This window comes from Streptomyces flavofungini, assembly GCF_030388665.1.
Lineage (GTDB): Bacteria > Actinomycetota > Actinomycetes > Streptomycetales > Streptomycetaceae > Streptomyces > Streptomyces flavofungini_A.
This window is the reverse complement of record NZ_CP128846.1, coordinates 1,538,955-1,550,944: the sequence shown is the minus strand read 5'-3', so window position 1 is coordinate 1,550,944 and position 11,990 is coordinate 1,538,955. Positions and strand designations below refer to the sequence as shown.

The following is an 11,990-nucleotide window of genomic DNA, read 5'->3' as shown; positions in this document are numbered from 1 at the left end:
AGCACGATCACGGCATGCACTCTGACACCGCTTTGACCGAGCCCGAACTCGCCTGGCAGGAGCAGGCGCTCTGCGCGCAGACCGGGCCCGACTTCTTCTTCCCCGAGCCGGGCAGCTCGGTGCGCGAGGCCAAACGCATCTGCCTCCTGTGCGACATGCGCGAGACCTGCCTGACGTACGCCCTCGACAACGACGAGCGGTTCGGCGTCTGGGGCGGGCTCTCCGAGAAGGAACGGCAGAGCCTGCGCCGCGAGCAGGCCTGAGACCACGGCCGCGTACAGGCCGCGCCCGGCCCGGGTCCCGCACGGGCCCCCGGGCCGGGCGCGGCGCGTCCCGGGCTACGCGTAGCTCACCTCGAACCGCCGCGTGCCCTCGGGGACGTGGACGTCGTCCCCGCTCACCGGCAGGTCGCGGCCGTCCGCCGACGCCGACCGCACGCTGCCGAAGCGGCACGGGTAGACGTACCGGACCCGCCCCGGGGCCCGGCTGATGTCCACGGTCACCGTGCGCGCGCCCGCGTCGTGCGTGAGCCGGTAGCCGAAGGGCGCGCCGAACAGCGTCGGCGCGTCCTCGACGCTCACCGACTCGCCGTCGGGCACCCAGTGCGGACGCACGCCCGGGGCGATGTACACATGCGGATCGCGGTCCTCGTCGGCCTCGAAGAACAGGATGTCGCGGAGCAGCAGCAGATACTCCGCCGCGGCCCAGCCGTGCGGGATGTCCCCCATGTACCAGTGCCGGTGGGGGACTTCGGTGAAGCCCGACGCCACGGGGAACGCGTGCTGCTCGTTCCAGGCGCCGAGCGCCACCGCCCGGTCGTCGACGCGCGCCATGGAGGCGGCCACGGCCCAGCCGAGCAGGGCGTCCATCCGCGCCGGGTCCCCGGCGAGCAGATAGGCGTGCGCCAACTGCGTGGTGAGGTAGGGGCCGTAGGCGTTCCAGGCCGCCTCGTGCCGGAAGCCGCCCGTCACGAACCGGCCGTACATGGTGTCGAGGGTCCAGCGCGCCGCCCGGTCGACGTCGTCACCGAGCTTGTTGCCCATGTGCAGGCGCAGCGGATGGAAGTACGCCGCCGCGCCGATCATCGTCGAGTCGCGCCGCCCGACGTCGCCGGGCCCGGTCGGGATGTACGTCTCCCACTCGCCGCGCCGCCGCTGCTCCGCGAGGACCCAGCGGATCGACGCCGCCGTGGCCAGCTTCAGGTCGTCGAAGGCGGCCCAGAGTTCCCGCACGTCCGGCGTCCCGAGGCGCTCGGCCAGCCGCGCCGCCTCGTACAGGCCCGCGAGGCCCCACAGGTCGTCCCAGTAGTGCGGCTTGTCGCGCTCGCCCAGGTGCTCGGCGCTCCAGCCGCTGTGCAGCAGGCCGTTGCCGTCCCGGTTGTCGCGCAGCCAGCGCGCGCCGTCGATGACGTACGGCGTGTACAGCTTCGCGCCGAACGCGGCGGCGCGGCCCGCCGTCCGGTCGTAGCGGCCGATCGCCCACAGCGCCTGACCGTTGCTGTCCCACTCGTGGTCGTCCCGCTCGTGCGGCCCGCCGTAGAAGCCGTACTCCGCGCACGGCCCGATCCGGCCCGTGCCGCGGTTGAACCGCCCCGGATAGTGCGTGCCCAGCTGGTGCTCCGCGAGCGCCGAGTCCCCGACCAGGGAGCACGCCGTCGCCTCCACCGAGGAGTCCCTGATCCAGAACGAGTCGTACACCGTCGGACCCGGGTGGATCTCACCGTGGTCGGAGAGGACGAGCAGCTGCGAGCGCGCCTGTCGGAACAGGTCCGTCAAGTGGCCCACCGGGGGAGGCAGGAGCGGCTGCACGCCCTGCCCGATGAGCTTCGCCGCCCAGAACGCCCGGTTGGCCCCTGCGAGATCGGCGGCGGGTGTGGCCCGCAGCTCCGCGAGGTCGGCGGCCCCGCTGTACAGGTCGACGGGCAGCCGCACGTCGACCTCGAAGGCCTCGTCGCCCGCGATCCGGAACGGCCACGCGAAGGCGGCGCTGCACAACCCGGCGACCTGGTCCTGCGCCTGCGCCGCGGCGTTGAGCTTGCCGCTGACGGCCAGGTCGTGGAACGGGCTGCGGACCAGATACGTGGCCGGGTCGAGCGAGAAGTCCGGGTTGCCGTACACCCCGTAGTACCCGGGTGGCGTGTCGAACGCCGGACCCCAGCCGCTGTTCGTCTCCACCCGCGCCTCGTCGGGCAGATACCGCAGGAACGTCAGCCTCCGGTCGGTGCCCGAGGGGTCGCGGCGGTCGTGCCGCTGGAAACCGGTCGGCCCCGCGGGCAGCACGGCCGCGCACAGCCAGCCCTCGCGCGGCGGCCCGCCGGGTCCCGTGACGCTCAGCCGGGTCACGGTGAGGTCCCGCTGCCGCGCCCCGACCGGCACCGCGAAGGTCCGCTGGGTGAAGCCGAGGCCGCCCGCCGCGCGGAACGTCGTCACGACCTCCGGTACGTGCGGCGCCTCCATGTGCTGGGCGACCGTGCCGCACGCCGCGAGCTGCGGCACCGCGACGGTGCCCGTCGCCGGGTCGTACAGGAAGAACGCCAGGCTGTACTTGTCGTACACCGGCTCGATCTCCCCGGCCTGCCCGACCAGGGACTCCTGGCGGTGGTCCTTGACGCCCACCATGTGCCAGTAGCGGTAGAGCGCGTTCGAGGAGAAGGCGGCCTCCCGCGACTCGTACGTGCCCGCGTCGAAGTCGTCGCTCCAGCGCCGGAAGGCGGTCTGGGCCCACCAGGGCACGGGATACGGCACCCGTGCCCGGTCCGCCCAGCTGCGCCACATGACCTCGTAGAACATCCACTCATGGGTCCGTGCCACTCCCGTGCACCCCCTGCGGTCGACGGCGGCTGTGTCCGTCCGCTCAACTCCGACCAACATGGCACCGCGGGGAGGGGCCGTAAACGGCTCCGGGCTCAGCCCCGCGTGGCCATGCGCGCCTTGCGGGCGGCCAGGCGCTCGTCGAACTTCGCGGCCTCCGCGTCCAGGCCGCCCATGAAGAGGCCGAGCTCCTCCTGGGCGCGGGCGCCCTCGGGGCCGAGCCCGGGGACCTCCATGACCTTGAGGAAGCGCAGCACGGGCTGGAGCACGTCGTCGTGGTGGATGCGCAGGTTGTAGACGCCTCCGATGGCCATCTGGGCCGCGGCGCGCTCGAAGCCGGGGATGCCGTGTCCGGGCATGCGGAAGCCGACGACGACGTCGCGCACGGCGCACATCGTGAGGTCGGGGGCGAGCTCGAAGGCGGCGCGCAGGAGGTTGCGGTAGAAGACCATGTGCAGGTTCTCGTCGGTCGCGATGCGCGCCAGCATGCGGTCGCAGACGGGGTCGCCGGACTGGTGGCCCGTGTTGCGGTGGGAGATCCGCGTGGCCAGCTCCTGGAAGGCGACGTACGCCACGGAGTGCAGCATCGAGTGCCGGTTGTCCGACTCGAAGCCCTCGCTCATGTGCGCCATGCGGAACTGCTCGAGCTGGTCGGGGTCGACGGCGCGGGACGCGAGGAGGTAGTCGCGCATGACGATGCCGTGGCGGCCCTCCTCGGCGGTCCAGCGGTGCACCCAGGTGCCCCAGGCGCCGTCGCGGCCGAAGAGCGAGGCGATCTCGTGGTGGTAGCTGGGGAGGTTGTCCTCGGTGAGCAGGTTCACCACGAGGGCGATGCGGCCGATGTCCGTGACCGGCGACTGCCCCTTGTCCCAGGCCTCGCCGTCCTCGAAGAATCCGGGGAAGTTCCGGGCGTCGGAGAACGGCACGTACTCGTGGGGCATCCAGTCCTTGGCGACGGCCAGGTGCCGGTTGAGCTCTTTCTCGACCACTTCTTCCAGGGCGTACAGGAGCCGGGCGTCGGTCCATGTGTCCGTGCTGCCGAGGTGGGAAGGGGTGATCGTCACGGGGGCTCCTGGGGACGGGAGGGGGAACGGGAGGGGAGGGGTGCGGTCCGAGGGGGGAACCACGGCGCCGCGAGCGGAGTACCTACGGCATCGTAGGTTACGTTCCCGTAGGTTAAGTCCTCCGTAAAGAGCCCCCCAAACCGGGGTCGGTCGGAGCCCCCGGCGCTCACGTCAGCGCGCGGTGCTCCCGGGCGCCCCTACCGACCGCCGCAGATGCTCCGCCGTGTGCGAGCCGCGCGCCCCGAGCAGCTCCCGCGGGGTCCCCTCGAAGACGATCCGGCCGCCGTGCTTGCCGCCCTCGGGGCCCAGGTCGATCACCCAGTCCGCGTGCTTGACGACTTCCAGGTTGTGCTCGACGACGAGCACGGTGTTCCCGGTGTCCACGAGCCGGTCCAGCATGGCGAGCAGTCCGTCGACATCGGCCATGTGCAGGCCGGTCGTCGGTTCGTCGAGGACGTACGTGGTGCCGGTGCGGTGCAGCTGGGTGGCGAGCTTGATGCGCTGGCGCTCGCCGCCGGAGAGCGTGGACAGTGGCTGCCCGAGGGTGAGGTAGGTCAGGCCGACGTCGCGCAGGGCGCCCAGCCGACGCCGTACCGCCGCGTCGGGGAAGTCCGCGAAGAAGGCGAGTGCCTGCTCGGCGGTCATGTCCAGGAGGTCGACGACGGAGTGCCCGCCCACGGTCAGCCGGAGCACCTCGTCCTTGAAGCGCCTCCCCTCGCAGGCCTCGCACGTCGTGGTGACCGGGTCCATGAAGGCCAGGTCGCTGTAGATGATCCCACGCCCCTGGCAACTCTCGCACGCGCCCCGGGAGTTGAAGCTGAACAGGCCCGGCTCGGTGCCCGTTTGCTTCGCGAACAGCGCCCGTACCCGGTCCATGATCCCCAGATACGTCGCCGGAGTGGACCGCCCCGAGATGCCGATGGAGGACTGGTCCACGGCCACCGCGTCGGGGTGCTGCTCGATGAAGGCCCGCGACACCAGCGTGCTCTTGCCGGAGCCCGCGACCCCGGTGACGGCCGTGAGCACCCCGGTCGGCACCCGCACGCTCACGTCCCTCAGGTTGTGCAGGTCCGCCCCCTTGATCCACTCGCCCCCGACCGGCTCGCGCGGGTGCTCCTTGACGCCGCTGGTGCGCCGCAGGCAGCGGCCCGTGAGGGTGTCGGCGGCCCGCAGCTCCTCGGGGGTGCCCTCGAAGACGACGAGGCCACCGTCGCCGCCCGCGGCGGGCCCCATGTCGACGATGTGGTCGGCGAGGGCGATCACGTCCGGGTCGTGCTCGACGACGAGCACGGTGTTGCCCTTGTCGCGCAGGCGCAGCAGCAGGTCGCCGAGGCGCCCCACGTCCCTCGGGTGCAGGCCGACGCTGGGCTCGTCGAAGATGTACGTCATGCCGGTGAGGCTGGAGCCCAGGTGGCGCACCATCTTCAGGCGCTGGCCCTCGCCCCCGGAGAGCGTGGACGTCTCGCGGCCCAGGCTCAGATAGCCGAGGCCGATCGCCTCGATGCGTTCCAGCGCGGCGACGGCGGCCCCCGCGATCGGTCCGGCCACCGGGTCGTGGATGCGGCCGAGCGCCGTGATCAGGTCGGTGACCTCCATGCGCGCGCAGTCGGCGATGGACAGGCCCCCGACGCGGGTGGCGAGCGCGGCCGGGTTCAGGCGCGCGCCGTCGCACTGCGGGCAGTGGCCCTCGACCAGGAAGGGCTGCACCGTGTCGCGGGTCCTCTGGGAGAGCGCCGACAGGTCCCGGTGCAGATACAGCCGCTCGAAGCGGTCGGCGAGCCCTTCGTAGCCGATGTCGTGGGTGCCGCCGGTGTTGTTGACGTTGACCTTGCCGGCCTTGGCCGCCCGCTTGCCGCGTCCGTCGCCGCGCATCAGGAACTGCCGTTCCGCGGCGGTGAATTCACCGACCGGCTTGTGCGGGTCCAGATCGGGGGTGTTCGTGTACGTCTGGCCGTGCCAGGTCCCGACGGCGAACGGCGGGAAGAGGATCGCGCCGCCCGCCAGGGACTTGGCGGGGTCCAGGATGCGGTCGTAGTCGGGCCGCACCGTGCGGCCGAGCCCCGCGCACTCGGGGCACATGCCGCTCGGGTCGTTGAACGAGTACGCGGTGGCCGGGCCCGCGCTCGGGGTGCCGTGCCGCGAGAACAGGACCCGGATCACCGAGTGGATGTCGGTCATCGTGCCGACGGTGGAGCGGGAGTGGCCGCCGATCGGCTTCTGGTCGACGACGATCGCGGGCGCCAGGTCCTCGATGGCGTCCGCGTGCGGCCGCTCGTACTTCGGCAGCCGGTTGCGGACGAACCACGTGAACGTCTCGTTGAGCTGGCGCTGCGACTCGACGGCGATCGTGTCGAAGACGACCGACGACTTCCCCGACCCGGACACCCCGGTGAAGACCGTCAGACGGCCCTTCGGGATGCGCAGGTCCACCTCCTTCAGATTGTTCTCACGTCCTTTGCTGATGGTGATGTGCTGGTGGTCCGAGGCGGTGTGCGGTGGGTGGCTGACTGCTCGCATGCACGCGAAGCTAGTCGGGATACCCGACAGCTTCTGTCGTGTTTTCCGCGACGTCCTCGGGCGCTCCCGCTCCCGCGGCCGCGTCGCCCTCGTCGTGCTCTTCCGCGATGCCGTTGGTGATGGCGTCGGCGATCGCGTCGATGCCGTTGACCTCCCTCAGTTCGCCGTCGAGCAGCAGCCAGCGCGTGATCCCGATCGACTCCAGGAACGGCAGGTCGTGGCTGGCGACGATCAGCGCGCCCTCGTAGCTCTCCAGGGCCGTCGAGAGCTGGTGGACGCTCGCCATGTCCAGGTTGTTCGTCGGCTCGTCGAGCATCAGGAGCTGCGGCGCGGGCTCGGCGAGCAGCAGCGCCGCGAGCGCCGCCCGGAACCGCTCACCCCCGGAGAGCGTCGCCGCCTGCTGGTCGGCCTTCGCGCCCTTGAACAAGAAGCGGGCCAGCCGCGCCCGGACCCGGTTGTTCGTGGCGTCCGGCGCGAACCGGGCGACGTTCTCGGCGACGGTCAGCTCGTCGTCGAGTACGTCGAGACGCTGCGGCAGGAAGCGCAGCGGGACGTGCGCCCGCGCCTCCCCGGCGAGCGGTTCCAGTTCGCCGCTGATCGTCCTCAGCAGCGTCGTCTTGCCCGCGCCGTTGCGGCCGACGAGCGCGATCCGCTCGGGTCCGCGCAGGTCGAACCCGCCCTTCACGCGCGCCCCGTAACGGAGTGTCAGGTCCAGGAGCGTCAGCACGGTACGGCCCGGCGGGACGGCGGTGTACGGCAGGTCGACGCGGATCTCGTCGTCGTCACGCACCGCCTCGACGGCGTCGTCCAGGCGCTCCTTGGCCTCGCTCAGCTTCTCCTCGTGCATGATGCGGTGCTTGCCCGCGGACACCTGGGCGGCCCGCTTGCGCGCCCCCATGACGATCTTGGGCTCGCGCTTCTGGTCGTTCATCTTCTGGCCGTACCGCTTGCGGCGGGCCAATTTGACCTGGGCGTCGACGAGTTCGCGCTTCTGCTTGCGCAGGTCGGACTCGGCGACCCGCACCATGCGCTCCGCGGCCTCCTGCTCGACGGCGAGCGCCGCCTCGTACGCGCTGAAGTTGCCGCCGTACCAGGTCACTTCGCCGTCGCGGAGGTCGGCGATCTGGTCGACGCGGTCGAGCAGCTCCCGGTCGTGGCTGACCACGACGAGCACACCGGGCCAGGCGTCGACCGCCGCGTACAGACGCCGGCGGGCGTGCAGGTCGAGGTTGTTGGTGGGCTCGTCGAGCAGCAGGATGTCGGGCTTCCTCAGCAGCAGCGCGGCAAGGCGGAGCAGCACCGACTCGCCGCCGGACACCTCGCCCGTGGTGCGGTCGAGGCCGATGTGGCCGAGGCCGAGCTGGTCGAGGGTCGCCGTGGCGCGCTCCTCGACGTCCCAGTCGTCGCCGACGGCGGTGAAGTGCCGCTCGCTCGCGTCGCCCGCCTCGATGGCGTGCAGGGCGGCGCGGGTCCCGGCGATGCCGAGCACCTCGTCCACGCGCAGGCCGGTGTCGAGGGTGACGTTCTGCGGCAGGTATCCGACCTCGCCCGCGGTGCGCACGGTGCCGTCGGCGGGCGGCAGTTCCCCCGCGACGAGCTTCAGGAGGGTCGACTTCCCGGAGCCGTTGCGGCCGATGAGCCCCGTCCTGCCGGGGCCGAACGCGACCTGGAAGCCGTCGAAGACGCTGGTGCCGTCGGGCCAGCTGAACGCGAGCGACGTGCAGGTGATGGAGGTGGTGGGGGACAAGGGCATACGGGCCTCGCGGTTGCTTGTGGTGCGGTGGGTGTGGGCAACGCGTGCGGGACACCGCGAGGGTCGTGTGTGCGTCGGCCCGCCGCCGGGGCGCCGGGGATGCCGGGGCCGGACGTCGGGAGGCGGTCACGCCGGGAGGCCGGAGAAGAAGGAAGGCCCTGCGCCCGAACGGACGGCTCGTACGCCGAGGTCGCACACATCGTGCGCAGCAGGGAACTCACGCCGAGCGGTGAGTCCGTCGTCAGCTGCGACGCGGTGTCTCAAGACCTCAGACGAGCAACGTCCTTCTCCAATCGACGGCAACAGTAGCGCTATACACCGTAGAAGCAATGCGGGGCCATGTCAACGGACTTTTCGGTGACTGGGCCGCATCGGTGCGCTGCCGGGCTGCTGCTCCGGGCGGTTTCCGCCACCAGCGTGCCGGGCCGGACCGCCGCCGCGCAAAGGGGTTTTCTCGTGGCGGCGCACGGCGCCGCGCGCCGGTGCGACCGCCGGTCATGTCGGATTCCCGCCAGACCCCGCCCCGCGCCCCTGCTTGAGTACCGGCCATGACGAACCAGCACGCGACCGCCACCGCCTTCCGCGCCCTGCACACCCCCGGCACCCCGCTCGTACTGCCCAACGCCTGGGACCTCGCCAGTGCCCGCGTCGTCGAGTCGGCCGGTGCCGCCGCCGTCGCCACCACCAGCGCGGGCCTGGCCTGGGCCCTCGGCGCGGCCGACGGCGACCGGCTGCCCCGGGACCGGGCGCTGGCCGCCGTCGCCGCCATCACGGCCGCGGTCGATGTGCCGGTGAGCGCCGACATCGAGAGCGGTTACGCCGAGGACGCGGCGGGCGTCGCGGACACGGTGCGCGCCGCGCTCGCCGCCGGGGTGGTGGGCGTGAACATCGAGGACGCGCTGTACGGGGCGGCCGAGCCGCTGCGGCCCGTCGCCGAGCAGGCGGAGCGGATCGCGGCCGCGCGCGGTGCCGCCGACGCGGCGGGTGTGCCGCTGTTCGTGAACGCGCGCGTCGACACCTATCTGCGGGGTGTCGGCGAGGGTCCGGACGCCCGGCTCGCGCTGACCCTGGAGCGGGCCGCCGCGTTCCTCGCCGCGGGCGCGGACGGGGTCTTCGTGCCCGGCGCGGTGGCTCCGGACACGGTCAAGGCGCTGGTCGAGGGCGTCGACGGGCCGCTGAACGTCATGGCGGGTCCGGGCGCCCCCGCGGTCGCGGAACTCGCCGGTCTCGGTGTCGCGCGCGTCAGTGTCGGCTCGGGCATCGCGCAGGCGGTGCACGCCCTGGTCCGCGGGGCCGCGCGGGAGCTCCTGACGGAGGGGACGTACGCGTCGCTCGCGGGCGGTCTGGACTACGGGGAGCTCAACGGCCTGCTGGGTCGCTGAGGCGGGCCGCGAAGACGGCGGGGATTCGGCGGGCGCGACCGGGGCCGGGGCCCCGGTTCAGCACGCGTCGCGCATCAGGTCGGCCAGATCCCGGTCCAGGTCGACGTGCAGGTGCTCCTGCCCCACCGGGACGAGAGCGGCCGTGCGCTGGAGGAAGCGGCGCAGGTCGCCGGTCTGGACGTGCACGATGGCCGTGCCCTCGGGGGCGTGGAACTCCAGGACCGTGCGGTCGTAGCCGTACGGCCGCACGCGTACGTCGCCGTCGCCCACCGCGTTCTCCACGCCCTGCGTGAGCAGTTCGCGGGCGAACGTCCAGTAGACCTCCACGCCCTCCAGCGTCGCCGGGGCCGGGAAGCTCATGCGGACGGCGAAGGGGTCGCGCCCGTCGTAGTGCAGGGTGGCGGGGATGGTGGGCATCCGGGGCGCGGCGGCGACCAGGCGGGCCTCAACGGCTTGCTCGATGACAGTGGACAACGCCTGCTCCCTCAACTCTGACGGCTGGACGACTCTGACGGCTGGACGACCTGGGTGTGCACGACCGGGGTCGGACACTTGAATAGACGTCGGAAACGGAGGATCCGTGCACGCGAGGACCCCTCTGGAGCGAGTGACCTCTGTCACCGCGACACCCGGGGACCACGCCCGGTTCCCGTCGGCCCCCGACCGGGCGACCGCCGAAAGGCCCAGTACCGCCATCTGGACGAGGCCTTGGGCGTGGGCTAGCTTCGGCCCGCCATGAGGGCCACGGGGCAGCTGGACCGGGAGGGGCGTGCGATGCGTGAGGTACGGGGAACACGTGCGGGGCGAACGACGCGTACAGGCGGCGGGGAAGGACCGGGTCGGGCCGCGGGCCCGGGGCGGTCCCGGTGGGCGGGCCGCGGGGTGTGGGCCGGACTCGGCGCGGCGGCGCTCGCGCTGACCTCCGTCGCGGCGGTGCCGCCCGCGCAGGGCGGACCGGGCACCGCCTCGGCGTCGACCGCGCGCACCGGAGCGGCGGCCCCGGGCGACCGGAGCGGCGCGCCGGCCTGGCCCGCGGCCGGGAACGCGCACCCCGTCACCCGGCCCGCCTGGTCGCTCAAGCCCACTGGCACCGACGCCCGCTTCCGCGGCCTCGCCGCCGTCAGCCGCAGCACCGCGTGGACCGCAGGGACGAAGGGCACCGTGCTGCGCACGAGCGACGGCGGCGCGACCTGGCGCGACGTGTCACCGCCCGGGGCGTCGGCCCTGGAGTTCCGGGACATCGAGGCGTTCGACGGGCGCCGCGCCGTGGTGCTCGCCATCGGCGAGGGCGAGGCGTCCCGGGTCCTGCGCACCGACGACGGCGGCGCCACCTGGACGGAGTCCTTCCACAACACCGATCCCAAGGCGTTCTACGACTGCATGACGTTCTTCGACCGCCGCCACGGCCTGGCGATGAGCGACCCCGTGAACGGCAAGTACCGCATCCTGTCGACGGCGGACGGCGGCCGCTCCTGGAAGGTGCTGCCCGACCGGGGCATGCCGAAGGCGCAGGAGGGCGAGTCGGGGTTCGCCGCGAGCGGCCAGTGCCTGGTCAGCTCGGGCCCGCGCGACGTGTGGCTGGCGACCGGCGGTGCGGCCCGCGCGCGGGTCCTTCACTCCGCCGACCGGGGCCTGACGTGGACCGCCACCGACGCCCCGATCCCGGGCGGCGACCCGGCGCGCGGCGTCTTCGGCCTGGCCTTCCGCGACCGCGCGCACGGCATCGCGGTCGGCGGCGACTACCGCGCCGACCAGCCCTCGCCCCGCGCGTCCGCGACGACCACCGACGGCGGCCGCAGCTGGCGGCCCGCGGCGAAGCCCGTCCCCGCGTACCGCTCGGGCGTCACCTGGCTCCCGCACACCCGCCGCTCGGCCCTCGCGGTCGGCCCCACGGGCACGGACCTCACGACGGACGGCGGTCGCAGCTGGCGGACGGTCGACTCGGGTTCGTACGACACCGTCGACTGCGCGCGGGACCTGGGCTGCTGGGCGGCGGGGGAGAAGGGGCGGGTGGCGCGGCTCGAACGGGGGTGAGGGCGGCCGGGGCTGCCGCCGGGCTCAGCGCGGCAGCTCCTGCCGGTAGCGGGCCAGCTCGGGTGCCGTCTTCGTCGCCAGGAACTCCGTGATGCGGTACGCGCACACACCGCCGACGGTGAACGGGTCGCTCGCCGCCAGCTTCTCGATCTCCTCCCGGCTGTCGCCGACGGCCAGGATCACGCCGCCGTCGCGCGGGTTCTTGCGCCCCGACGCGATGAAGACCCCGGCCGCGTACTGCGCGTCGAGCCAGGCGACGTGGTCCGCGAGCAGGGCGTCGACGCGGTCCACGGGGGCGGTGTAGGTCAGCTCCATGACAAACATGATCGTGAGGCTACCCGGGCCCGGCCCCGGACCCCTCACCCCCGCTCCGCTCCGTGCGCAGCCCCAGGCCGCCCCCTGCCGCCCCGCCCCGACCCGTCGGGCCCTT

At 73.1% G+C, this 11,990-nt stretch carries 9 protein-coding genes; 3 read left to right on the top strand and 6 right to left on the bottom strand.

Annotated elements, in window-relative coordinates:
* Positions 1 to 14: 14 nt before the first annotated feature.
* On the top strand, positions 15 to 263 hold the full coding sequence (locus QUY26_RS05985) for a WhiB family transcriptional regulator (protein WP_289944067.1): 249 nt from the start codon (positions 15 to 17) through the stop codon (positions 261 to 263).
* Positions 264 to 338: 75 nt separating this feature from the next.
* Here QUY26_RS05985 and QUY26_RS05980 read toward each other — a convergent pair whose 3' ends face one another.
* The 4 genes from QUY26_RS05980 to QUY26_RS05965 form a co-directional block, all read right to left on the bottom strand.
* Positions 339 to 2,810, bottom strand: a complete 2,472-nt coding sequence (locus QUY26_RS05980) for a hypothetical protein (protein WP_289944066.1) — start codon at positions 2,808 to 2,810, stop codon at positions 339 to 341.
* Between the two features lie 95 nt (positions 2,811 to 2,905).
* On the bottom strand, positions 2,906 to 3,874 hold the full coding sequence (locus QUY26_RS05975) for an acyl-ACP desaturase (protein ID WP_289944065.1): 969 nt from the start codon (positions 3,872 to 3,874) through the stop codon (positions 2,906 to 2,908).
* A 171-nt stretch (positions 3,875 to 4,045) separates the two neighbouring features.
* Positions 4,046 to 6,391, bottom strand: a complete 2,346-nt coding sequence (locus QUY26_RS05970; protein ID WP_289944064.1) for an excinuclease ABC subunit UvrA — start codon at positions 6,389 to 6,391, stop codon at positions 4,046 to 4,048.
* Positions 6,392 to 6,401: 10 nt separating this feature from the next.
* Complete coding sequence (locus QUY26_RS05965; RefSeq protein WP_289944063.1) at positions 6,402 to 8,144, bottom strand: ABC-F family ATP-binding cassette domain-containing protein; 1,743 nt, start codon at positions 8,142 to 8,144, stop codon at positions 6,402 to 6,404.
* Between the two features lie 548 nt (positions 8,145 to 8,692).
* Here QUY26_RS05965 and QUY26_RS05960 point away from each other — a divergent pair.
* Complete coding sequence (locus QUY26_RS05960) at positions 8,693 to 9,526, top strand: isocitrate lyase/PEP mutase family protein (RefSeq protein WP_289944062.1); 834 nt, start codon at positions 8,693 to 8,695, stop codon at positions 9,524 to 9,526.
* 57 nt (positions 9,527 to 9,583) lie between these two features.
* On the opposite strand, the gene QUY26_RS05955 is transcribed toward QUY26_RS05960, so the two are convergent.
* Positions 9,584 to 10,000, bottom strand: a complete 417-nt coding sequence (locus QUY26_RS05955; protein WP_289944061.1) for an SsgA family sporulation/cell division regulator — start codon at positions 9,998 to 10,000, stop codon at positions 9,584 to 9,586.
* Between the two features lie 459 nt (positions 10,001 to 10,459).
* Between QUY26_RS05955 and QUY26_RS05950 the strand changes: the two genes are divergently transcribed.
* Entirely contained in the window at positions 10,460 to 11,560 is a 1,101-nt protein-coding gene (locus tag QUY26_RS05950) for a WD40/YVTN/BNR-like repeat-containing protein (protein WP_436840489.1), read from the top strand.
* Positions 11,561 to 11,584: 24 nt separating this feature from the next.
* On the opposite strand, the gene QUY26_RS05945 is transcribed toward QUY26_RS05950, so the two are convergent.
* Positions 11,585 to 11,884 carry a YciI family protein gene (locus QUY26_RS05945; RefSeq protein ID WP_289944060.1) on the bottom strand — a complete coding sequence of 100 codons (300 nt, stop codon included), beginning with the start codon at positions 11,882 to 11,884 and terminating at the stop codon, positions 11,585 to 11,587.
* Positions 11,885 to 11,990: the final 106 nt, after the last annotated feature.

What these genes read in the sequence shown, in the direction of transcription:
- QUY26_RS05970 (WP_289944064.1), bottom strand. Translation starts at nt 6,391, where the DNA reads ATGCGAGCAGTCAGCCACCCACCGCACACCGCCTCGGACCACCAGCAC.
- QUY26_RS05965 (WP_289944063.1), bottom strand. Translation starts at nt 8,144, where the DNA reads ATGCCCTTGTCCCCCACCACCTCCATCACCTGCACGTCGCTCGCGTTC.
- QUY26_RS05960 (WP_289944062.1), top strand. Translation starts at nt 8,693, where the DNA reads ATGACGAACCAGCACGCGACCGCCACCGCCTTCCGCGCCCTGCACACC.
- QUY26_RS05945 (WP_289944060.1), bottom strand. Translation starts at nt 11,884, where the DNA reads ATGTTTGTCATGGAGCTGACCTACACCGCCCCCGTGGACCGCGTCGAC.
- QUY26_RS05985 (WP_289944067.1), top strand. Translation starts at nt 15, where the DNA reads ATGCACTCTGACACCGCTTTGACCGAGCCCGAACTCGCCTGGCAGGAG.